We start from the raw sequence: 23429 nt of genomic DNA, 5'->3' as shown, positions 1-23429 counted from the left end.
GGCGTCACTGCGCGGAGTTACCATTCGTACATGCGTTCGAAACAGGTTACCGACGTGCTCACCGCGCTCGAGTCCGCCTACAAGCAGGTAGCGGCCCTGCGGTTGGACGATTTGTCGCGCACCGATCTCTACGCGCTGATCGAGCGACTGGACCGACTGGACCACCAACGCGCGGCACTCGACCGGCGGCTGTTGGGACGGCTCCTCGCCGTCGGCGGTTCGTCGGCCAAGGAGGTCGCCAGACGACTGCGGATTTCCCAGGGAGAGGCGCAGCGGCGCTTGGGCCAGGCGGCCTGCTAGCCATCACTCGGTTTGGGCTTGAGGGTCCATGCGGGGATCCAGTGCGTCACCGCCTTACGGCGCGTGCCGTAGGCGATCTCGTAGGTGACCAGGCCCCACCAGTGGCCCTGCTCGCACAAGCCCCAGCACGTGAGTCGCCCGTCGACGACGGCGTGCATCTGCAGCCCCGCCGGGTTGTAACCGCCGACGGCATGCGGTTCGCGCGGGAACACCGCGGCAAGATCTATGAGGACGGTGACCGGCGGGTCGACGCGGCGGAAGGCGTGCGCAACGGGCTGGCCGTTGTACCCGATGCCCTTCAACCCACCCACGGTTCGATCATACGTTCGACCAGCCTACCGCGAGCCATGGCCGTATTCGGCCGTCCGAACATCGGCGATCGGCTGTCCCGCAGGCGAATTGCTGCCATCCGGCAACCAATTTCTGCCATCGGAATTAAAAGCGTTGACCTCGTGGTTTCCAAGATCAGCTGCAGCTACGAACCGCGACACACGCCACGGCTCGGATACCAAACGCACGAGGGAAGAAGGGTCCGAAATGAAGAAGTTTGGGATCGCCACCGTCGCCGCCAGCGCCTTGGCCGCCGCTCTGATCGGACTGGCAGCGCCTGTCCAGGCTGCTCCGTCCGGACCGGGAAACGCGCAGCAGACCATCAGCGAGCTCCAATCGCAGGGCTACAACGTGATCGTGAACCGGATCGGCAACGCCCCGCTGGACAAGGCGTCCGTCGTGGCGGTGCGCCCCGGTCAGACCTACACCGAGACCAACAGCCTCGGCGTCGGTGGTGACCGCACCACCCGGGTGACCACCAAGACCGTCTATGTAGACATCAAGTAGCTCGCCCGCCAGACAGGCCCCCGTGATGCCACCGCATCCGGGGGCTTTGTCATGTTGGCGAACAAGTGTTTCGCAACGCCCTCGGCTGGCTAACAGACTGACGTGGCCTTCGACCTCACGCCCACCGCCGCCCAGCACGACCTCGCGCAACGGACACACGAGTTCGCCGAGCAGTGCATCCGTCCGGTTGCTCTCGAGTACGACCAGCGTCAGGAGTTCCCGTGGCCGGTCTTGGAAGAAGCGGCTGTTCGGGGGTTCTACAGCCCGCTGTTCTATCGGGACCTCATCGGGGATCCGACCGGGCTGTCGCTGCCGATGTTCATGGAGGAGCTGTTCTGGGGATGCGCCGGGATCGGGCTGGCGGTGGTGATGCCCGCGCTCGCGCTGTCCGCGATCGGGCAGGCCGCGTCTCCGGAACAGATGCTGGAGTGGGCGCCCGAATGCTTCGGCACACCAGGGGACCTGAAGCTGGCCGCGTTGGCGATATCCGAACCCGAAGGCGGCAGCGACGTTCGCAACCTGCGCACCCGCGCGCACCGCGACGGTGACGATTGGATCATCGACGGCCACAAGATGTGGATCGGCAACGGCGGCATCGCCGACGTCCATGTGGTCAACGCCGTCGTCGACGAAGAACTCGGGCACAAGGGACAGGCGCTGTTCATCGTGCCCGGCGGCACGCCTGGTCTGGAGCTGGTCCGCAAGCTCGACAAGCTCGGCTGCCGCGCGTCGCATACCGCGGAGTTGAGGTTCAACAGCGTCCGGGTGCCGGCCGCCAACCTGCTCGGCGGTCAGGAGAAGCTCGACCACAAACTCGCCAAGGCGCGCGAGGCCGTCGAAGGTGGGCAGCACTCCGGTTCGGCGACACTGGGCACCTTCGAGCAGACGCGTCCGATGGTCGCCGCGCAAGCACTCGGGATTGCCAGGGCTGCACTGGAATACGCGACGGAGTATGCGAACCGGCGGGAAGCGTTCGGTGCGCCCATCATCGACAACCAGGGCATCGCGTTTCCGCTCGCCGAACTGGCGACGGGGCTCGACGCCGCCCGCCTGCTGACCTGGCGCGCGTCCTGGATGGCCGCGAGCGGCGTGCCGTTCGAACGCGGCGAGGGGTCGATGTGCAAGCTGGCCGCCAGCGAGGTCGCGGTCCGCGCCACCGAACGCGCCATCCAGACGATGGGCGGCTGGGGGTACATCACTGACCATCCCGTCGAGAAGTGGTATCGAGACGCCAAGTTGTACACCATCTTCGAGGGCACCAGCGAGATTCAACGCATCGTGATATCCAATGCGCTCGGTGCCGCCGACGGCAAGCCGCCACTGCATTTCGACCTCGAACCCACCGGCGGCCCGATCAATCGCGTCTTCGGCCGTGGCACGCCGCTACGCGGACGCGCCGCCGACGCCGCACTCGCCGCCAAGGATCGGGTGCCTGCGCCGATAATGCGGTTGGCGATGAACGTGTTGCGCCCGCCTCGAAAGTGATTCGCGGACAGGGGGTATCCCGAAATGAGCGTCAGTATGGCCGAACTCCTGCGCGGGAGCCTCGACACTCTGCGATACGAACCGACACCCAAGCGGATCCGCGTCAGCCTGGCCGGTGAACCGCTCGTCGACACCGGTTCCGCCCTTCTCGTGTGGGAGCCGCGCCGAATCGTGCCGACCTACGCGGTTCCGGTGTCCGACCTGGTCGAGAGACTGGCGCCAGCGGGCGCCGAGTCCGGCGACGACGATCTCGATCGCCCCGGGTCCGACCGCGCGATGCTGGATCCGACAGTTCCGTTCGGCGCTCACACGTGTCCCGGCGCCGAGTTCGATGTGATCGCCGGCGAGGAGACGGCGCCGGCGGCGGCGTTCCAGCCTGGCGACGCCGACCTGGCCGACTATGTGGTTCTGGAGTTCGGCGCCTTCGAATGGCTGGAAGAGGATGAGCCGATCGTCGGCCATCCGCATGATCCGTTCCACCGCATCGACGTGCTGGCCAGCGGACGGCACGTCCGCATCGAGTCCGATGGACACCTGCTTGCCGAGTCGAACCGCCCGCTGCTGCTGTTCGAAACCCACCTCCCGGTGCGGTTCTACCTGCCGCGCGATGACGTACTCGCCGACCTCACCGACAGCGACACGGTCAGCTACTGCGCTTATAAGGGTCGGGCGTCCTACTTTTCGGTGCCCGACGGGCCTCGCGATGTGGCGTGGAGCTACCCCGATCCGCTGCCGGACGGTGCGCGGGTGCGTGACCGGATCTGCTTCTTCGACGAACGAGTCGACGTCACTGTCGATGGCGTTCGCCGCGAACGCCCGGCGACGCAGTGGAGTTAGCGCCGCAGACGCGGTCTACTCAGGGAAGCGAGTGAAGCACGCGTCGGTGTCCGGATTCACCAAACCTGAACGAAACGCCATGATGCGGGTGAAGCCGGCCGCGACGGTGTTGCCGTTGACGTCACTGGCCGCCAGGCCGTTGTTGAGCAGGCCGGCAACGGCCTCATCGAGGTCACCGGCGGTCAACACGATGGAGTTGCCCGACGGCAACTTCACCTCCGAAACCATGCCGCGTTGACCGACCCCGGTCAGGCAGGCGGTGCGCAGTGCCGCCGCAGCCGAATCGAGCTCTGCTTGCCGTTGATGTTGCAGCGCAAGCATGTAACGCGACGTGAGCACCGAGATCGCGGTGTTGTCCCCCTGTACGAGCACACCCTCCTCGGTTCCCGCCTGGGTACCCAGAGCCTGCAGCCCCGGCAGATCGACCGAAATCGTGTTGTTCTCAGGGCAGTACGACGTCGGCTCGGTCACCTTGGCATCGCCGCATGACTGTCCGGGCTGCATCGACAGCGTCGGCGGCTGCGCAGGCTTGAACTCCAAATTGAGGGCCTCGATCACGGTCTTGACCAGTGCCTCATCGAGCGCCGTCTCGCCGGTCTGCAAGGCGCCGCTGTCATCGACGTCGAGCATGATCGGCAGATCCGCTCGACTCTGCTCGACCGAGTCGAGATCGATTGCCGCGCAAGCTGAAAGCCCGTCCGTGAATCCTGATTGGAACGCGCTGACGCGATCCAGCGCGGTGCCGTGGCCACCCTCGACCATCTCGGCGTCCTCGGGTGTGAGGATCGGGTCCCGGATGGTGATGACCCCGGCGAGCACCTTGTTCAGCCCATCGCCGGTGCTCATCTCGAAGCGCGGTGACGACCCCTCGGCGACCCAGCGGGTGTAGCTGCCCGCGAAGCAGTCGGCTTGCTGCTCGCGCACGATCGTCGGGGTGGTCCGGTCGACCAGATCGGCCATGTTCTGCACCGCGTGGCCGTACTCATGTGCGATCAGCGCCGCGACCGACATGTCACCGAAGAACTTCTGACCGGTGGGTACCAGAACGCCTCTGTCCCAGGCGATCAGGTCGCTTCTGGGACAAAAGAAGGCATTGGGTTCCTGGTAGAGAATCTGGCCGCACAACGGCGGGCCGAGCGGGTCTTCGGAATCGTAGGACGCAAGGTTCTCAACCGGCTCGAACCTTCCGTCCAGCGCCTCGCTGTAGTGCTCCTCCCAGTACTGCACGAGATCGTTGACCGCCGACAGCGCCATCCGGTCGACGGGCCCGTCGTCGGTGAAGCGGACTTCTCCGGTGGGTTCGGCAGCATCGGGGCGAAGGCCGCTCGGGCCGTCGACAACCGGCAGACCGCCCACGCTGTTGGGGTTGTACAGACTGGACACCGCCTGGCCTTCGACGGTGGAGCAGCCGGTGAGCACGACGGCGCTGACCGCAGCCGACACCAAGGCCGGCGACAGCCACCCACCGCTACGGCGCGACACCTGCCCGATAAGCCTCATGGCCCCTACTTTCCGCTCTGGCGTTGCGCTCTGATGCTAACGGCGCCACGACCCCTACCCCGACACCAATTTGGCCCGCCGGAGCTTCATCGCCGTTCCCAGCCGTGCTCGAGGATGTCGACGAACCGCTGCAGGGTGGCCGCGGCGGGGCCCGGCACCGCGAGGTCGGATTCAGTGTTGATGACGTCATCGACGGTGACGCCGGCGGCGTTGGCGGTTTCCTGCACCGTCAATTGGCAGCGGTGGCGCGCTTCGTAGAGACGCTGACCCAGGGTCGCTGCGGGGGCGCGTGCGGCGCGGCGCATCAGATCGGTGTATGCCTGCCGGACCTCGCCGAGGGCGATCGCCAGTTCGGGCCGCCCGGTAGCGCTGCGCGCGGCGTTGGTGAGCGACGTCTTGAGGCGGCGCAGCTCGGACAGCAACGCGGCGGCTTCGGGGGCGAACTGCGGGTCGTCGCTCATGGGCAGCATGGCCACGCGCGCGTAGAGACCGCGCAGCGCGATGTCGGCCGCGTCGATGGCGACCGCCACCTGCACGGTCGGCGTGATCGCCTCGGTGGACTCTTCCTCGGGCTCGGGCTCGGCGTCGTCGGTGTCCGTCGCCGTCACATCCGGGGAGAACGTGTCCGTTGACGCGGGCGCCGCCACGGCGTCGGTGTCTGCACCGACCGAGGGACGCAGCCGCAGACAAACGCCGTCAGGGTTGCCCAAATAGACGTCGAGTTCGCGGTCGATCGCAAGGGAATCGACGCGCCGCCTGTCGAAGTAGGTGCCGTTCCGGCTTCCGGTATCGGTCAAGACCCAGTGGTCACCGGCCGGTTCGAGGCGGACATGCATGCGTGAGATGCGTGGCTCGTCGATGCGGATCTGCGCAGGCAACTCGCGGCCGATCGTGACAGCGCCCCCGTCGGGATGTGCGGTGTAGTCGACGCCGGCGACGTGCACCGTCAGCGTCGCCACCTCGCCTTGTCGCGCTTCGGCTCCGGCGGACCGTCCCTCGTGCATGAGACCTCCCGGTGCGCCCGCGACGCTGACCAACGGCGAGCGCTCATGCTAGCAATTCCGCTGGCCCGCTACCGTTTCGCCCCAACCGTCGCCGTGCCAAAATTCCTGCACTGAGGGTGCGCTCGTTCGTGCGATGATTTGCGTGGCCGCACGGCCGGCGTACTCGACGCATGAGACAACAGTGGTGAGGGGACTGAGCGTGAACCCGAACGACCCGGCAGAAGGTCCTCGCGGCGAGGAGACGGCGGACTGGCCAGCCGGTCAACAGCCACCGACGGGCGCGCAGCCCCAAGACCCGGAGACCACCGTTCCGGCGCCCGCCACCCCGCGCAGCCTCCACGAGGAAAACACTCTCGACGCCGGACAATTTCTTCGCTCACAGCAGCCTCCGCCGGCATCACCACCACCGTCCCAGGGGTGGCCAGGTCAGCCCGCAGGGCCTCAGCAGCCATCTCAGCCCGGGCCGGGCGGTAATCCGCCGCCGTACCAACAGCCCGGTTCCTGGCCCCCTGGGTATCAGCAGCCGTCAAACGTCGTCCCGCGCCCACAGCCCAGCCTGGCGAGCCGGCTCGCCGAACACCGCAAGTGGGTGATCGGCGCCGCCGCGGCCCTCGCTGTCGTCCTGGTCATTGCGCTGATCGTGATCAGCAGCGGCGACGACGGCTCCTCCGAAGCCGGGCCGCCGACCAGCCCGGCGCAGGTGCCCGCCCGTCCCACGACGAGCCTGCCCGCCTCCCCGACGGCCGCGCCGCCGTCACAGCCGCCACCCCCGCCCCCGGCACCGATGGTCGCGCCCGATGCCCTGCCCGGCCTGCTGCTGCCGGCCGAGCAGATAAACCAGCGCCTGAACACGACCGGGATGACTGCGTTGCCGACGGAGCATGCGCCGCTGGCCGGAACCGTCACTCCGCCCCACTGCACCGGTGTGTGGGCTCCGGCGTACCAGGCGACCTACGACGGCTCGGGCTATACCGGGCTGGCCATTCAAGGCGTCCACCGGGAGCCGTCGCACAAGGTGGCCCAGGCCGTCATCTCATTCCCCGACGCCGGGCGGGCGAAGGCGTTCTACGACAAGCAGGTCGCCGATTGGAATGCCTGCAAATCCAGCCACGTCAGGTGGGAGTTCGGCGGCAATTCCACCGAACTCGACGTCGGCGTGCCCGCGACCACCGCGGGAGTGATGACCGTAATGCTCTTCCCCACGAACTCGCCAACCGCCGGTCAGCAGTGTGAACGCGATATGACAGTGCGCGGCAACGTGATTGTCGATGTGCGCGCTTGCTCGCCGACCGTGGGCAGCGCGGGGTTGTCGATTGCGACCGCCATCGCCGACAAGATCGCGCCGGCACCGTAGCCGGGCAGCGTTGTCCGGATCCCGGCGTTCCGATCCGGTGAGCGGAGGTCGGCACCCGGATAGAGGCCCGAGTCATTGGAAGGAGATCACCGCAATGCGGTCAATCCAAGTGGGCGTGACGGTGTGTGCTTTGGTGGCGCTGGCCGGGTGCTCGTCGACCGTCGAGGGTGATGCCGGCCCGGACGAAGGTTCCGGGACGACAACTTCATCAGCGCCGCCTCCAGTCACCTCGACCGCCGGAGGGCCGGCGCCGACACTGGTGCCGACGACCGCGGGCGCCGACTTGCTGCTCAAACGCAGCGAACTCGGCGACATCATCGGTGACACCGATCTCGTCGAAACGCAGGCCTACAACCGACCGCAGCGGTCGAACGTGACGATCGAGCCGTGGGCGTGCAGATCCCGTGCGTTGGCCGGCGAAACCGGAGTGTGGGCGAAGAAGCCGGCCTTGGTGGGCAATGCCAATCGCGGTGCCCACGGACAGGCTGTCACCCAGATGGTCGCCGTCTTTGAGGATCCTGCCGATATCACCGGTATCGCCGGTCAGGGCGGGGCGATGTGGACGATCGAGCACGAGTGGGGCAACTGCCCTGACGGCGACATCTTTTTCATCGAGCTCGATCCCACCAACAATCAGCGGTGGGTGCCCTATCCGATCACCAAGGGGCCTGACCGGATAGGCACGACCTTCCAGCGCGACGGGCTGCCCCGCAACTGCCACCACGTGGTCGCGCACCGGGCCAACGTGCTGGTCGACGTCGTGGTCTGCACCGATGGGGACAGCAAGGCCCCCGCCAACACGCTCACCGATCGCATTCTGGCCAAACTGCCCGGATAGCCGCCGTTACCAGTCTCTCGGTGCGGCTCCTCACAAGGGAGTACCGCGGCTTGGGGTTTCGGCGACCCGATCGGGCGCATCGTCCGGCCCGCGTACCGCTAATGTACGGGCATATGAGGTTCTTCCCGCGCGGCATGTTGGCAGGCGCAGTCGCGATCCTGACCGCCACGGCGTGCACCTCGGTGGTGGATGGAACGGCGCAGCGGCCACACGGCGAGCCCCCGCCGACGGGAGTTGACGTGGCGCTTCTCGACACCGGCAATTACCCCACCAAGCCCGCGCCTGCCACCGGCACCGCTGGTACCCAATACCAGGGTGGGCTGATCGAGGCTGCGCGGATGGCCGAGCACGTCGTCGGGCCGTGGGAGGTCGACCCCTCACTCACGCACTGGGTCATGCCGACCGTCATCTTCAAGGACGCCGCGGCGCTTCAGATGCTTCTGCTCAAGCAGTTCGCCGCAGCCGCAGGCAAGCACAACTTCGTCACCGGATTCTCCTCAGCCCGGCGCACCGAGCCCGATCGTGTGAGTCTGGTCAACGCAGTACTGCGCTTCCCGAATCCCGAGTCAGCGGCCGCAGCGGCGGCTGAATTCGGCGACCTCGCACTGCAGCCCGGCCTCGCGGAGTACCTGCCTCAAGCGCAGCCGGTAGCTGTCCGCAATCATCCCCAGACCCGCGCCTCCACGTACGCAACAACTCCGCCAGGCTCGAGCACCCCGGAAACCAGCGTCAATGCCTACACGGCGCGCGGACCGTTCGTGCTCGTCCAGTCCGCGGACACCTTTGACGGGGTCGGCCCGACCGCCGACATGGTCGCCAGGACGCTGGATCAACAGATCCCGGCGATCGACTCGTTCGTGCCCACCGCAGTACCGGAGCTTGCCAATCTTGCTGTCGACGAGAGCGGGCTCCTGGCCCGCACTGTCCCCGAGACCGCCGACAATTCGCCTGTCGGTCTGAACCAGGTATACGGGCCGCACGCCGCTCTGCACTTCCAGTCGCTGCCGCTGGATTCGACGAAGCTGTTCGCCGAGACGGGCATGGATGTGTGGTCCAGGGGGAAAGCCTCGGTGTATCGGGTTCGGGATGAAGGGGCCGCAGCGAAGTTGCTCGAGCAGTTCGCGGCCGAGTTGACAGGCGCTGAGGGCCGTCCGGCCGCGGCGGTGCCGAACATGCCCGGTTCGCGCTGTATCCAACGCGATGAGCCGTCAGGTTCCTACCTCACGTGCCTCGCCGTCGCCGACCGGTACTTCATCGAATCGACCTCGGCACAGCTGACCGATGTCCACCAGCTGACCGCCGCGCAATACACCATGCTGATGGCGCCATGAACCGGCCCGCCTCCTGGCCGGGATTCGTCTGCCCGACCGCAGTCACGCTGAACGGAACATAGCGAGGTTCAAACACAGATGGCGCTCGACGTGGGATCGGTGGTGGCCGGCTACCGCATAGAAGCGGTGCTTGGCAGGGGTGGCATGGGCACCGTCTACCGCGCCGCCCATCCGACGTTGCCACGCTCGGACGCCCTCAAGGTGTTGTCATCAGACTTGTCTCTCGACAAGCATTTCCGTGACCGGTTCCTTCGCGAGGCCGACTTGGCCGCAACGCTGGATCACCCCCATATCGTGTCGGTCTACAACCGGGGTGAAACCCCCGATGGACACCTCTGGATCGCCATGCAGTATGTCGCTGGTAGCGACGCGTACCGCGAGCTGAAGGCAGGACGCATGACCCCGGTGCGCGCGCTGCGCATCACCGCAGCGGTCGCCGATGCCCTCGACTACGCCCATCAGCGCGGTCTACTTCACCGCGACGTCAAGCCCGCTAACTTCCTGCTGGCGGCCAACGATCAGCGGATTTTCCTGGCGGACTTCGGAATCGCCAAGCGAAGCGACGATGCAGCCGGGCTGACGCAGACCGGAATGGTGATGGCCTCTATCGCCTACGCCGCACCCGAAACACTCACCGGCGAACCCGCCGACCACCGCGCTGATATCTACGCTCTGGGGTGCAGCCTGTACACGATGCTCACCGGTCAGACCCCGTTCGCACGCCCCGGCGCCGATGTGGGGGCGACGATAGCCGGTCATTTGTCGTCGCCACCGCCAAAGGTCACCGAGCGGATACCCCACGCGCCCACGGCAATCGACGCCGTCATCGCCAAAGCGATGGCCAAGGACCCGAACCATCGCTTCCAAACCGCCAGTGACCTTGCCGCAGCAGCGGCCGCGGCTCTCGATGACACCACGGTGCAATTGAGGACCACACCCACTGCGCCGCGCCTGCCCACCGAGTGGACGCCATCGGTACCTACCGGGGGCCAGCCCAGCGGTCCGCCGCCGGCGTACCTGGGGCCCCCCGGACCCCTGCACGCCGCGGACGCCATCACTTATCCGAGTGGGTGGGGCGCCGCTCAGCACCAGTCCCCGACGCAGGCTGCACAGCCAGGCCCGGCCGGAGTCGGCGGACTCAACCGCCGCCGTAGGCGCACACTCATCGCTGCCGGTATCGCTGTCGTCGTTGTCGCGGTCGTTGCCGGCGCAGTGATGCTGTGGAATCGAGGGCCGGACGAACCGGCCTACCAGGCGCAGACGTTCACCCACGAATACGGCGCCACCGAGCTCACCGCCCGGCCCCAACGGGTGGCAGCGATCGGTCCCGGTGACGGCGATGCCGTGCTGTCCCTGGGTGTCCAACCTGTCGTGATCGGCTCATCCAGCAGTGCGCTGCCCAGCTGGGAACAGTCTGCCGTCACCGGCGATCCGACCGTACTGAGCGGATTCACCAACACCGCCGCGGTCGCCGACGCCCGCCCCGACGTCATCATCGCCACCGGCCCGATCGACCAAGCCACCTATGACAAACTCGCCGCCATTGCACCGACGCTGACAAGGCCCAGTGACCAAGCCGCGGAACAATGGACATGGCAGAACCGGCTGACCTGGATCGGCGAGATCCTCGGCTACGAAGCAAAGGCCAAGGACCTCATCAGCGAAGTGCGTTCGCAGCAGGACGATCTGAAGAACCAGAATGCTTCGTGGGTCGGGAAATCCGTTGAGGCTCTGATCAATGCAGATACGGGTGTGTCGGAGATACTCACACCGTCCACAGCCGCCAACTACCTCGAAGCGCTTGGACTGCGCTACAGCCAAGATCTCGCCCGTGCTGCTACCGACACAGGTGACATCCGTCCCATGCCCGACGCGAGCGCTGTCTACCGCATTGAAACCGACGTTCTCGTCGTCGTCCGCACCGACAGCAACGCCGGCGGCGGCGGGTTCGACGGCCTGCCAAGGCCTTTTATCGGCTATCAAGGAACGATGGTCATCGTGGACGATGCGGACACTATCGCCGCATTGACTGGCCCGGGGGGTTATCTCGCAAGCCGGTATCTCGACGCCAATTTCGCGCCGAAGCTGGCCCGCGAGGTGCGATAGGCCCCGTCCGGTCGAGGTTCTTGGCGACTCGGGGTACGACTCGATCAGCGCGGAAACCGCGCCAGGATGCGGTCGGCGATCTCACTGGCCTGTGCCGCGGTATCACCCTCACCGCAGGCCGCAGTCTCCACTGCGATGTTGGCCTGAATCGCGACGAGGTGGTGACAAGTCCAACCTGGTGGCTCCTGACGCTCAATGACTGTGCTGACCCGGGATTCACCCATGGTGCTGATCTGTCCGGCCACCCAGTACTGGCCGCGCTCGCCGTATGGGGCCACAACGGTGAATGGCTGACCGTCGCGGCAAAGTGCCCATCCCCGTGCAGTCGAGGCGAGGAGGTTGCGAGGCTCGTGGTGGTTCTCCCACACACTGATGACCTGTGCGGCGATTCGCCCGTTGGCGCCCTGGTTCGTGTTGCCGACAATCGCCTGGTCCTCTTCGCCGACGTATCCCAGGGCGGTGGCGACCCCCGCGCGGTTCAGACATTCGCGAGGCTCGAACCCTTGGGTCGTGGTGTCGGGACCGGTGTAGGACTCGACCTCAGTCATGTCGGTGTCGCCCACGATGGCTTCCAGCTCGCTGCGCTTGAGCAGATTGGCTTCAACCCCCGTCGCAGGTATCACCACAGGCCCAGCTGACGTGGTGGTCGCTGTTGAGGTGCCCAGGTCGGCGGCCGGATGGGCACTGCCGTCGACGACATTTCCGCACGCCGAGCACACCAAACATGCGACCAGGCAACCGAACACGAGACGCACGAGAAACCTAGAAGCGCAAGTTGCGCAAGAGGTCGTAGACGCTGGCGATCCACAGCAGCATCGGGATCACGGCGGCGATGGCGGCACCGTCGAGCAGTTCGAGGATGCGCTTGGTCACCGGTGAGACCCGGCGCACCCCCGCGGTTGCCCCGACGACGATCAGCGCGATGATCGCGGCGGCGACGTAGCCCGCCAGCACCAGCCACGCCGAGTCCGGGTACCAGAGACAGAGCCGGATCATCACGCCGGTCGGAATGAGGACGACCGAGCCCAGGAGCGCCCACGCACACCAACGCTCGGCGTAAAGCCGAGAACGGAAGGCGCAGATCGCGGTGACGAGACCCGCCACGATCATGCTGTGCACGAAGAAATGTCCCTGCACCACAACGGCGATGGCGCCGACGGACAACACTAGCACTCCGGCCGTGACGAACCCGATCAGCAGGCGCTTGGCCAACTGGCTGCGCTCGTGCAGGCGCGCCGCGGAATCCGGTACGGAGGCGATGATGGCTTGCCAGGTCGGTGACTCCTCATCCGTCCCAGAGGTTGTCACCGGATCCAGCAGTTCGTCGTTGGAAACCGTCTCGCCCGGCGCCGGAATGGGCGGCAGCGCGATCCGGGCCACAGCGACCGTGAGCTTCGCCGCGTTGGTGACGACGATGAGGCCGAACGCGATCGCACCCGTCGGCACCCAGTACTGCCATCCGTAGCCGTAGGCGATCGCCGCGGCCGTCGCCGCGACCGCTGTGACCGCAGTGAAGGAGGCGAACTCCGCTCGCCGGCGAGGTCCGCCGCGCGTTGCCAACGTCAACAGCAGCACAACGGCGGCCGCTCCCGCGATCTGCGGTGCCCCAAGCGAATCGACCCCGCGGGGTAACGGTACGGCCAGCGCAACCGCACCGGCGAGCGTCGGTATCGACGCCGCCAGCAGGCATTCCGACATGTCGAGGTTCTGGTAGCGGTTGGTAGCCAGCGCGCTGCCGACGAGCAGACCCAAACCCAGCACGCCAAGGGCCGCGGACCACCACCAGTCGTGGCCTGCCCGCGTCCACGCCACCAGCGCCATCACCGTCACGACGAGCGCCACCAGCGGGATAGCAACGCCGACAAAGCGATTCAGCGCGGTCCGGTCGAACTCCGGCGACTCGTCGAGCACTGCGATGGCGTCGATGACATCCTCGACAAGGGGGCGGTACCGCTCGGTGCGGCTCACCGAGACCAGGGTCAGCAGCGACCCGTCGACGACCCCTGCGTCGTCCAAGGACTCGTTGAATTTCAGCGGCGGGGCACCGGGCCTGGCGAACGCCCACACGCCCTGCGCCGAGAAATCAAACCCGGCCAGTACGTCTTTCGGTGTGTCTTCGAGAAGTTCGGCCAGCACCGAGACCGTCTCATCGATGTAGGTCTCGATCGGCGCCGCCGCGGGCAGCACCAAATCGGTCATCCGCCTGCCGGTGAGGATCGTGACCCGCGTGGTCGACGGCCGGCCGGGCGTGACGCTCGACGTGGATGCTGCTGCGGCGGTGGAGGTCAACGCCGTTCGAGCCTGTCGAAGTCGTCGGACAGCGCGGCAGCCAACTCGACGACCCGGCGCCGGAACGTCTTGCCCAACAGGTCGAGTTGGATCTCGGTGCCCGCAGCGATGTGCTTGTCGAACGGCAGGACGATGACCCGGCCCGGCGGGACATGGCGCTCGAACTGCGCGACCAGATCTTCGACGTCGATGTTCGGCTTGCCCGGGACGACGTGGTTGATCACCACGCACGAACGGCCGAGCAGATCCTGATATCCGTTCTGGCGCAACCAATCCATGGTCATCGCCGCTTGTCGTGCACCGTCGATTGACGCACTGGCGACAATGACCAGACCCGACACCGTGGACAGGACACCACGGGCCGCGGGCTGGAACAGTCCGGCCCCGCAGTCGGCGAGCACGAGGTTGTAGTAGCGCGACACGATGCCCGTCACGCCCTTCCAGTCCTCGTCGTTGAATTCGCGGCGTGCCCCGCTGTAGTCCTCGCTCGAGAGCACTTCGAGGTTGGCGGCGTTCATGCTCGTGTATGCGCGAATGTCGTTGTAGCGGGCCAGTTCCTTGTCGGCAAGCAGATCGGCGACGGTGGCGGCGGACTGGCGTCCCGCCCGGTCGCCGAGATTGCCGCCGTCGGGATCGGCGTCGATGGCCAGGATCCGATCGCCGCGCACCTTGCTCAGCGCTGATCCGAGTGCCACGGTGACGGCGGTCTTGCCGACGCCGCCCTTGAGGCCGAAGATGCCGATCTGGTAGGAGTCGCGGGCGTTGCGGCGGATCCGGGTGTGCAGCTCCATCTCGTAGAGCTCATCGGGCGACAGCCCGAGGTTGATCCGGGTCAGCACGTACAGCAGATGCCGCCAGCCCCGCTGCGACGGCATCTTCACCGCGGACTTGACCCCGACGTGGGACAGGGCGTCGATCGCGCGGTGATTGCCGATCGTGGCCGCCGATGTCTGTGCCGGCGCGGCGCTGCCGAAGGCGCCGTTCTTGTCGGCCTGCACTTCGGCGAAGTGCTGGCTCGGGGCGGGGGAAGGCGCGTGCCGCGGTGCCGGCGCCGGCGACGGCCGGGGCTGTTCGTATCGAGCACCGGCGGGCATGTTGTGGGCCTGCGGCGTGCGCATCATCCCGTTCGCCGGAAGCGGCGGCGCTGTTGAACGCGCGGGCGGCATCTGCGTGGTGACCTCGGTCTGCCCGGGCGGGGGCGCCGGCGCAGCCTTGGTTTGGCCGACAGGCATCGTGGGCGATGTCAGCTCGCTGTGGCCCTGGCCGGTGGGCATGGGCGGTAGCGCCTCGGCGTGCGCCGGCCCGCTGGGCGTGGGCTTGCCGTCGGCGGCCGCGACGATCTCGCGGTCCACCGTCACGGTGTCCTCTTCGGTCGTGGTCGCGGCATCCGCGGAATGGAAGAGCCGGTCATAGTCGGCCGACATGGGTACCTCTCGAACAATCGATTTGGGTAATTGTGCACGAGACGGGCGAATAGGCCGATCGCCTAGCTGAGGGCCCATTCGCCCGTCTACGTGGTCGCCCTGCTAGCCGCCGAAACGGCCAGCGATGGTGGAGTCCGCGTGAGCCATCGTATGTCCGGCCTCACTAACAGCCAGGCCCAGATTCTTGAGCGCGTCATTCAACTCCTCAGAAGAGGCGTCCCAGCGCATCTGCAACTGCTGGTAAGCGTCGGAACCGCTGCCGCCCCACACGGACTGAAGCGCCGTGAGCGACCCCTTGCCCTCAGCGAGCAGTCCTTGCACCTGAGCGACAGCCCCCGCGAGTTCGCCTGCGTCGCCTTCGATTCCACCGAAGTTGTATCTCATTGGTCCGCTCATCGTTATTTCCTTTCCTGGTAGTTGCTGTGGTTGAGGGGCCTAGTGGTTGATGTCCATGTTGGCCATGGTGCTCTGGAGGTTGGCGGCCTGGTCCGAGTCAGTCGAGGTGTACTCGACGCCTGACTGGTGGATGTTTATGCTGATCTCGTCCAACAGAGTCGTTTGCTGGTTCTGCGCCTCGTGGTACCGCGTCAGCGCGGCCTGGGCGGCAACACCTGCCTCCGGTGAGTCGAGGTTCGCTTTGAGGGCACCCGCGGTGGCTTCGACCTGGCCCATCACGGTCTTGAGCTCAGCCGCGATTCGCTCAAAGTTGCCGGCCTCTTGGGCGAGGACAGCAGCGTCTGTTTCCATTCCTGCTGGATTTGACATGATTTGCTTCCTTCTCTTCTTCTTGTGTCCTCACCACGAGAATGGCGAGTGTCGCTCCTGACCGAGTGGCCAGGAAGTCTTTTGGTTACCAGTCGTCGCCCTCGTCTTCACCGAGGTCTTGCGGCAACACGCGCGGCGCGTTGAGACCCTGCTTGCTACCGCCACTGGTGCCGCGCTGGCCCATCGCTCCCATCGGGCCCATGCCGCCCGCGCCGACGGGTGCCAACCCCGCTGCGCTTCCGCCCGCTGCAGCGCCCGGTGCCACCGCGACAGGCTTCGTCTCGCCGATCAGATTCGCCATCAGTGGTGTCTGGGCTCCGATGCCGCCCGCGCCGGGGAGAGAAGCCGCGCGCACCAGGCCCGCCCCCGAGGCCGCGCCGGATCCGCCCGCCAACGGGTGGTTGGAGAAGGGGCTGGCTCCGATCAGGCCGATCTGTGCCTTGTCGCTTCCTACGCTGCCCAGCTGACTGAACATTGAAGTCACCTGCTGCAACGGCTGCGTCAGCTGCTGCATGGGCTGACTGACCATCTGCATGCCCTGCTGCGGGAGCTGACCAAGGGTCGAGCCCAATTGCGACGCCATCTGCATGCCCATCTGCATGCCTTGTTGCATGCCCTGCTGCATCGTCTGTTGCCGGCCCGCCTGTTGGGCGGCGTTCTCCGTCTTCTGGACCTGACCCTGCGCACGCTGAGCGGCCGAGTCGGCGTTTGCAACCGCGCTCCCGGCCGACAGGCGCGCCGTCTCGACCTTGCCCCACGCGCTGACCTTGGCGATCACCGCGTTGCGTGCAGCACCCGCGACGGCCCTGCCTGCCGCCTGCCCGATCGCGCTGGCGGCGCCCGCCTCACCTACGCCCGGGATGACGATCGGTTTCATCGGCATGATCGGCTCGAACATGATGTTCAGCGCCGTCTCTGCCTGGTAGACGTCCATTGCCCCGGCCGCCTGATTCCACATCCGGACGAAGTAGTCGAACTCGTTGATTCCGATCGGGACGGTATTGACTCCCAGGAAGTTCGTGGCATGCAGGACGGCGCGGGTGACGTGGTTCGCCACGATCTCCATGAGAGGAGGCGTGGTGGCCATCGCGAGGCTGTAAGAGTTCGCCTGTGCCGTCGCCTGCAACGCCCGCTTTTGCGCCTGAGCACTCACTGTCCTTAGCCAGACAATCATCGGCATGGTTGCAGCAACGGCACGCTCGCTTGCTGCACCCGTCCACATTGACGCCAGGTTGGCCAGGCTTGCAGCCAATTCGTCGGCCTGTGTTTCCAGCGAAATCGCGAAAGCCTCCCACCCAGCGGCAGCCTGCAGCATCGGCGCCGGACCGGCGCCCGCCATCAGCCGCGCGGTGTTGATCTCTGGCGGCATTCCATGCCACGAGTACATCTTCTTGGCTTCCTCGACCTGTCCTTGAACGGACGATTTGGTCAGAAGGTGGCAGCGTTGGCGCCGTCGACCGCGGCATATGTGCCCGCGGCCTCGATGTACGCAGCGCCAGCCCGGGCCAACTCTTCCTGGGCGAACGTGTTCTGCAACAGCGTTTCGACACCTTCGCTGGCGAACGCCGCCGCTGCCAGGGCGGAGACTTCCTCGGCTCCCGCGGGAACTAGGGCGGTCACCGCTGCCGAAGCCGTCGTGCCGGCGGCCAAACCGCGGGTGCCATTTGCAACTACCTGGGCACCGATTGCGACGGCCGCGGGGTTATGCGTCATGGGTTGCATTTGCGGTATCTCCTGGTGTGTTTTGAATGCACTAGATATTGATTTGTACAAGAGCAAACAGCGATTGCCGACGGCTGAGGAATCTTCCCCCGGTCCCGTTTGCTGGCGCCTAACCTCGATGTTTGCTGTGGCGTCTCGGTATATCCTAACCGGGTCTGAGGGGTGCTGCCGACACTTCTTCTTCCGGTTGATCCACGTAGGCCGCCTGGATCACCTCTTTGCCGTCGGGAGTGACGAGAAACGCCTGGCCAGGAGGCCGCTTCTTAACGATGATCTCCCGTGACGGAAAATCGTTCTTCTCACCGGACAAGAACATGGTGGGCGTCCCCGCCCCGTATGCGGCACCGACAAACTTGTCCATGGTGGCGCGGTGCGCCTGACTTATCTGACACGTCACGATGAGGTGCAGACCGATGTCGGCGGCCGCAGGCAACAGCGGGAACAACGGGGCCATCGGCGGCGCCAAGCCTGCCGCGGCGACGATCATGTGCCAGTCGTCCACCAACAGCACGATGTCGGGCCCACTCCACCAAGACCGGGACCGTAATTGCGCGGTGGTGAGGTCCGGCGGCGGCAGCCGCTTCCGCAGGTTGCCGGCCAACGCCTGGATCGATACCTCCAGCGTCGACTGGTTCCGGTTGACCGCGCCCGCCTTGAGCAGATGGCTTTGCGGCACCGCGTCGAGCAGACCGGATCGGTAGTCGGCAAGCATGAACCGCACCTGATCCGGGCTGTTGCGCGCACAGATGGCCTGCGCCACCGCGTGCGCGATGCGCGTCTTGCCCGACTTGGGCGCCCCGAAGATCAACTGGTGCGGGGTCAGGTACATGTGGTTGTAGGCGACGCCCATGTCGGATTCGCGAAGGCCGAGCGGGATCGTCCACCGGGTCCGGTAGTCGGCGTCCGGGCCGGGCGGGTTCGGATCAAGGTCGTGCAGGTAGATGCGGTCGGGCAGGACACGAACCTTCGGCGCCTGATCGGTGTGACGGGCGGTGATCGCCGCGACCGCCTCCGACATCGCGGCGACAAGGTTGTCCGCGCTGTGCACGCCGTCGAGCCGTGGTACGCCCATCATCAGATGATGTTTCTCCATCGAGACCGCCCGACCGGGCCGGTTGGCCGGGATCTCCCTTGTGATGCGGTCGATCTGGGTCTCGTTCACGTCGCCGAGCCGGAACTCGACCTTGGTGCCGAGGTAGTCGCGCACGCGTGACTTGAGCTCGGTCCACCGCGGCGTCGAGATCACGGTGTGCACACCGAATTGCAGGCCCTGCCCGGCGAGGTCCTGCACGACCGACTCGAGATCGGGAAATTCCGCCACGAAGGCCGGCCAGCCGTCGATCACGAGAAACACGTCGCCGAATGGATCGGCCGCCAGCGGATGATTGACGTCCTCACGCAGCTCGCGGTACGCGGCCATCGAGCCGACACGGTACTGCTTGAACAGCGCTTCCCGCTGGCGCAGAACGGCTTTCATCTCGGCGACGACGCGGTTGACGCGGTCGGGCTCCGACCGGGTCGCGACGCCACCGACGTGCGGCAGGTCCTCTAGGTACAACAGGCCGCCGCCGCCGAGGTCGATGCAGTAGAACTGGACCTGTCGCGGGGTGTGCGATGCGGAAGCCGAAAGCACGAGCGTCTGTAGGAAGGTGGACTTACCGGTCTGCGGCGCCCCGCCGACGGCGATGTTGCCGCCGGCCGCCGACACGTCGATGCCCCACACCTCCTGGCGGTGCCGGCGCGGCTCGTCCATGATGCCGAGCCCGAAGCGCAGCGGCTGGCGCTGGTGGTCGTTCGCGATCAACTCGTTGACCGGAGTGGGATCGGCCAACGGCGGCAACCACATTCGATAGGCCCGGGTCTCGCCGGTGGTCAGCTGGTCGAGGACCACCTCGCGTAGCACGCGCTGCTCGGATTGGACGCTCACGATGTCACCGCCGTCGCGTCGAGGATCGGCGCCGCGGTGAACGGACGGATCTGCGGGCGCCTCTGACCGTTGGTCCGCGGCTTGGATTCGCCGTCGTCGTGTTGTGCAGCCGTCGGCGCATAGGGCACACCAGTGTAGACGGCCTGGAACTTGACCGGGTCCTCCATGCCGACGCGCAGGAACCCGACGCCGCTTTCCTTGTTGGTGATGTACTGCGCCTCCGGTGTTCCGATCACCGCCTTGGATTCGGCGGAACTGGTGGTGCGCAATGCGATCCGGTAGGTGAGGTTGGGCTCGAGCTTGTCGATACGCACCCCGCCGGTGTTCAGCGACTGCGTCGCGAGCAGCAGGTGTACGCGCAGCGACCGGCCGACGCGGCAGATGCGGTCGAACAAACCGATGAAGTCCGGGTGGTTCTGCAACAGCTCGGCGAATTCGTCGACCACCACGAAAAGTGTTGGCAGCGGCGGGAGGTCGGCCCCGCGTTCCCGGTGCTTCTCGTACTCGGCCACACCGGACAGCGCACCGGCCGCGCCGACCTGCATTCCCGCCTGCCGCAGGATCGACTGCCGTCGGTCCAGTTCGCCGGACAGCACCTCGCCCATGCGGCTGACCAGTTCTGCCTCCTCCTCCATGTTGGTGACCACCGCCGCGGTGTGCGGCAGTTTCTCCATGCCGAGGAACGTCGAGCCGCCCTTGAAGTCGGTGAGCAGGAGGTTGACCTGATCCGGATGGTGCGTGGCGGCCAGCGACAGGATCAACGTCCGGAGAAACTCGGATTTACCGGAACCCGTTGTGCCGATCAACATCCCGTGCGGACCGGCACCGAACTCCGCGCCCTCCTTGATGTCCAGGTGCATGATGTCGCCGGTCTTGAGCTCGTGACCGAACGGGATCCGCAACCGGTCGCGGTCGGTGTCGCTGAACATCCGCCACCGCGCCGGGGTGACTTCCTCGATCGTCTGCGCCCCGACCAGTTGATGCCATTCGGTGGCGACCTTCTTCTGCACCCGCACGCTCTTGTCGATGATCGTGCCGGTGATCGACCAGCCGGCCAGTTTCCGCGCGACGCGACCGGCCTGTCCGGGTGTCATGTGGTCGACCGCGGAGGTGATCAGCCTGAACGTCTGGTTGGGCAGCCGATCGTCGGCGGTGCCGTCAGTGGCGACCCGGATCCGGTACGCCGAGCCGCGATGGTTGCCGAGCGTGATCACCGTGACGCCGGCCCGACCGTCGACCGGGAAACCGGCCTTGCCGCCGGTGAGGTCGAAGACGACGACGTAGGGTCCGCTCGGCGCCGCGTCCGCGGTGTGGGGACCGCGGGCGGTGAGGTCGCTCAGACCGTCGGGACGGGTGAAGATCATCCGGGTCGGACCCGCCGCGTCGGTGTCGGTCTGATGCTGCACATGCGGCAACCACTTGAGCCACGCCCAGTTCGGGTCCTCGGGGTTGTCGGTGAGCACCCGCATCTGCAGCAGGTCTGGCGGATGGAAGACCGCGAGGTGGCAGATCATGGCGGTCAGCAAGCCCGCGGCGCCCGCGGGATCGCCGCCGACGGCAATGGTGGGAAAAGTCCGTAGCTGCAACAGCTTCGGGCAATCGTGGATCAGTCCGTGCGTGCGAAGGAACTTCGTCACCCACATGTGACTCACCGGCTCCAGGTGCGGCTGCGGCGCTCCCTGCGGGCCCGCCAGCTCGCCACCGACGGCCGGCTTGAGCAGCCGGTCGACCGCGGGTTCGGCGCCCAGCCCCACCCGGGTGGCGGTGTAGAAGTCGGCGTTGGTCTGCCGGGACCACTGCCGGTTCGTGCCGATGATCGACAACAGGTCCGCCGGGTGTGGCGCGTGATAGTTGAAGAACGTCACCTGCGCCGCTGCCGACGACGTGACCCGGGTACGCAGCCCGGACAGATAGCGCAGGTACTCCTTACGGTCGGCGTTGATTTCGGGCACCCGCTTGCCGCCGGGCCCACCACCCGCCATGAACCCGACCGTGGCCATGATCATCATCAGCGGCATCATCAGCATGTATGGCGAAAGCTGCCGAATGCCGGTGAAGATCATGATCGCGATCATTCCGAGCATGCCGCCGCCCATCACCCAGGGCAGCGCCTTCTGAATGCCCGACGGCGGGATCTCGACACCGAGGTCGTCGGGCGGCGCGACGTTGACTTCACCCGGCGTCAGCCGCGGTCCCCGCTTGATGATCGGGGTGAATTTCTTTGTCGTCATCCGCCGCCTCCGGTCTGGGACGTGGCCGGCTGCGCCGCACCTGCGGTGCCGTCGCCGACCTTGCGCGGGTTGGGGTCTGGCGGCAGGGTGTCGTGTTCGACGAGGGCCGCCTCCCTCGACAGCACCGGTCCGTCAACGAGAAGGCCGACCACCTGCCACGGTGCGGTCACCGGCCCGCTGAGCCCGAGCACGTTCCCGGTGTCCTCGTTGGGTAGCCCGTAGCGCACGCCCTGCGGGTCGACGTAATACAGGCTCTCGCCGTACCGCGGATCGGGCGACTGCAACCGGATGTACTGCCCACCCTCGATGTAAACCGTTGCGTCGCCGCCGATCTGCTTGATCCCGGTGTTCATCGCCGACGCCGGGATCGGCAGGTGGCGGCCGGCGATCACCGTCGTCTTCGGCGCCTGATCACCCGGTTCGCGCCGCCAGGACCAGCACAGCGTGGGGGCGTCCCCACGCAACAGAATGTTCAGCGGCTCGGCGGGCAACGGTGAGGCGAACACGTGCTCGGGGATTCTCGCGACCACGCTCGCCTCCACCGCAGGCGGTGTGACGAGACCGAACGAGTTGGTGGCACGGATAGCCGCGGCGGTGGTGTCGTTGATCCGGGCGACGCCGTCGGGGAGTACCACGAAATGTTGGTTGCCATCCTCTGTGAGCGCCTTGAACACCGAGCCGATCACGAGATTCGGCGGTAAGCCAAGCGAATTCGGCGCGCCCGAGGAGGGGATCACGGGCAGCCGCCACGGACCTGCGTTGGGCAACGCGTTGAACAGTCCCTCGGAGATCGGCGTCGCCTTGGCGGTGACCGGAATCCCGACCGCCGACGTTATCGCGCGATCGGCGAGATCGATGTCGTGCCTGCCGCTTTCGGTGACCAACCAGCTTTCGTTCTCGTAGGTCACCAAGATGCCCTCCATGGCACGCATCGGCCCCACCGAGGCGTCGGTCACCAGGGGTCGCACGATGGCCGAGGTCTCTACGATCGGGGCCACGCTCTCCGGTTTGGTCACCGTGTCACACAGCGTCCACATCGAGCTCGCGCTGCCGACCGGTGTTGCGTAAGGGGCTCCGGGTATTCCGACGGGCTGACCCTTCGGCATCCGGTTGAGCTCATCGGATTTCACCGCCGACGGTGTTCCCGAGTTCCCGAGAACGAGCCGCGCGGAAGTCAGGTTGTACACCGGGCGCAACTGGCCGCTGTCCGGGAGCACGACATAGAGCTGGTTGGTGCTGCGGTCGACGAGAAGGGTGTCGCCGCTGCGCTTTCCGAGCGGCTTGAAGTACGCCAACAGCGCGGCGCCCAGACAGATCAGTACCGCGATGACGACGCCGGCGGACACGGCGCGGCTGTAGAACTGCAGCGGGTCGTCGAACATCCGGGTGTCCCGTCGCACGATCGCGTGCTCCACGCGCCGCAGCAGGAAGCGCCACCCGCTGACCTGCACCTTGGTGGTGAGCCGGAAACCCGCCATG

Annotated in this window: 21 protein-coding genes; 8 read left to right on the top strand and 13 right to left on the bottom strand. The window is 66.5% G+C overall.

Translation table 11 applies throughout. The annotated features are described in order from the left end of the window. The first annotated feature begins 30 nt into the window (after positions 1-30). Positions 31-300 carry a hypothetical protein gene (locus tag AU185_RS01760; RefSeq protein WP_059100590.1) on the top strand — a complete coding sequence of 90 codons (270 nt, stop codon included), beginning with the start codon at positions 31-33 and terminating at the stop codon, positions 298-300. Here the strand turns inward: AU185_RS01760 and AU185_RS01755 are convergent. Next, a complete protein-coding gene (locus tag AU185_RS01755) occupies positions 297-611 on the bottom strand; it encodes a hypothetical protein (RefSeq protein ID WP_059100589.1) in 315 nt (104 codons plus the stop codon). The genes AU185_RS01760 and AU185_RS01755 overlap by 4 nt on opposite strands. Before the next feature lie 226 nt (positions 612-837). Here AU185_RS01755 and AU185_RS01750 point away from each other — a divergent pair, with 226 nt between their 5' ends. The 3 genes from AU185_RS01750 (at position 838) to AU185_RS01740 (ending at position 3459) form a co-directional block, all read left to right on the top strand. Then, a complete protein-coding gene (locus AU185_RS01750; protein WP_059100588.1) occupies positions 838-1137 on the top strand; it encodes a hypothetical protein in 300 nt (99 codons plus the stop codon). Between the two features lie 102 nt (positions 1138-1239). Next, entirely contained in the window at positions 1240-2622 is a 1383-nt protein-coding gene (locus tag AU185_RS01745; protein ID WP_059100587.1) for an acyl-CoA dehydrogenase family protein, read from the top strand. 24 nt (positions 2623-2646) lie between these two features. Then, complete coding sequence (locus AU185_RS01740; protein ID WP_059100586.1) at positions 2647-3459, top strand: DUF427 domain-containing protein; 813 nt, start codon at positions 2647-2649, stop codon at positions 3457-3459. 15 nt (positions 3460-3474) lie between these two features. Here AU185_RS01740 and AU185_RS01735 read toward each other — a convergent pair whose 3' ends face one another. Continuing rightward, on the bottom strand, positions 3475-4959 hold the full coding sequence (locus AU185_RS01735) for a neutral zinc metallopeptidase (RefSeq protein ID WP_059100585.1): 1485 nt from the start codon (positions 4957-4959) through the stop codon (positions 3475-3477). 86 nt (positions 4960-5045) lie between these two features. Then, positions 5046-5963 (bottom strand): FHA domain-containing protein, encoded by a 918-nt coding sequence (locus AU185_RS01730; protein WP_059100584.1) that lies wholly within the window; start codon positions 5961-5963, stop codon positions 5046-5048. A 589-nt stretch (positions 5964-6552) separates the two neighbouring features. Between AU185_RS01730 and AU185_RS25490 the strand changes: the two genes are divergently transcribed. The 4 genes from AU185_RS25490 to AU185_RS01710 all read left to right on the top strand — a co-directional run bounded on the left by AU185_RS25490 (position 6553) and on the right by AU185_RS01710 (position 11592). Beyond that, complete coding sequence (locus tag AU185_RS25490; RefSeq protein WP_059100583.1) at positions 6553-7317, top strand: sensor domain-containing protein; 765 nt, start codon at positions 6553-6555, stop codon at positions 7315-7317. A 94-nt stretch (positions 7318-7411) separates the two neighbouring features. Beyond that, complete coding sequence (locus AU185_RS24495) at positions 7412-8155, top strand: sensor domain-containing protein (RefSeq protein WP_172800124.1); 744 nt, start codon at positions 7412-7414, stop codon at positions 8153-8155. A 113-nt stretch (positions 8156-8268) separates the two neighbouring features. After that, complete coding sequence (locus tag AU185_RS01715; protein ID WP_059100581.1) at positions 8269-9486, top strand: DUF7373 family lipoprotein; 1218 nt, start codon at positions 8269-8271, stop codon at positions 9484-9486. 78 nt (positions 9487-9564) lie between these two features. Next, positions 9565-11592 (top strand): serine/threonine-protein kinase, encoded by a 2028-nt coding sequence (locus tag AU185_RS01710; protein WP_059100580.1) that lies wholly within the window; start codon positions 9565-9567, stop codon positions 11590-11592. 44 nt (positions 11593-11636) lie between these two features. Here AU185_RS01710 and AU185_RS01705 read toward each other — a convergent pair whose 3' ends face one another. The 10 genes from AU185_RS01705 to eccB all read right to left on the bottom strand — a co-directional run bounded on the left by AU185_RS01705 (position 11637) and on the right by eccB (position 23428). After that, positions 11637-12347 (bottom strand): sensor domain-containing protein, encoded by a 711-nt coding sequence (locus tag AU185_RS01705; protein ID WP_059100579.1) that lies wholly within the window; start codon positions 12345-12347, stop codon positions 11637-11639. 7 nt (positions 12348-12354) lie between these two features. Next, positions 12355-13881, bottom strand: coding sequence for a type VII secretion integral membrane protein EccD (gene eccD / locus AU185_RS01700; protein WP_059100578.1), 1527 nt, complete (start codon positions 13879-13881; stop codon positions 12355-12357). Further along, the gene (locus tag AU185_RS01695) at positions 13878-15305 is read right to left on the bottom strand and encodes a MinD/ParA family ATP-binding protein (RefSeq protein WP_059100577.1); all 1428 of its coding nucleotides are present in this window, start codon (positions 15303-15305) and stop codon (positions 13878-13880) included. Before AU185_RS01695 ends, eccD begins: the two co-directional genes overlap by 4 nt. Before the next feature lie 102 nt (positions 15306-15407). Further along, positions 15408-15701: a WXG100 family type VII secretion target gene (locus tag AU185_RS01690; RefSeq protein WP_059100576.1), complete on the bottom strand. Its 294-nt coding sequence runs from the start codon at positions 15699-15701 to the stop codon at positions 15408-15410. Between the two features lie 39 nt (positions 15702-15740). Then, positions 15741-16070, bottom strand: coding sequence for a WXG100 family type VII secretion target (locus tag AU185_RS01685; RefSeq protein WP_231740367.1), 330 nt, complete (start codon positions 16068-16070; stop codon positions 15741-15743). 85 nt (positions 16071-16155) lie between these two features. Beyond that, a complete protein-coding gene (locus AU185_RS01680; RefSeq protein ID WP_231740366.1) occupies positions 16156-17457 on the bottom strand; it encodes a PPE family protein in 1302 nt (433 codons plus the stop codon). Between the two features lie 41 nt (positions 17458-17498). Further along, complete coding sequence (locus AU185_RS01675; protein ID WP_059100573.1) at positions 17499-17792, bottom strand: PE family protein; 294 nt, start codon at positions 17790-17792, stop codon at positions 17499-17501. A gap of 145 nt (positions 17793-17937) precedes the next feature. Then, entirely contained in the window at positions 17938-19719 is a 1782-nt protein-coding gene (gene eccCb, locus AU185_RS01670; RefSeq protein ID WP_059100572.1) for a type VII secretion protein EccCb, read from the bottom strand. Next, positions 19716-21950 carry a type VII secretion protein EccCa gene (gene eccCa, locus AU185_RS01665; protein WP_059100571.1) on the bottom strand — a complete coding sequence of 745 codons (2235 nt, stop codon included), beginning with the start codon at positions 21948-21950 and terminating at the stop codon, positions 19716-19718. Before eccCa ends, eccCb begins: the two co-directional genes overlap by 4 nt. Continuing rightward, positions 21947-23428, bottom strand: a complete 1482-nt coding sequence (eccB, locus tag AU185_RS01660) for a type VII secretion protein EccB (protein WP_059100570.1) — start codon at positions 23426-23428, stop codon at positions 21947-21949. The genes eccCa and eccB overlap by 4 nt, the downstream gene beginning before the upstream one ends. Position 23429 lies beyond the last annotated feature (1 nt).

The organism is Mycobacterium sp. GA-0227b (assembly GCF_001499855.1).
Lineage (GTDB): Bacteria > Actinomycetota > Actinomycetes > Mycobacteriales > Mycobacteriaceae > Mycobacterium.
The sequence above is the reverse complement of the archived record's forward strand: the minus strand, read 5'-3'. Positions and strand labels throughout refer to the sequence as shown.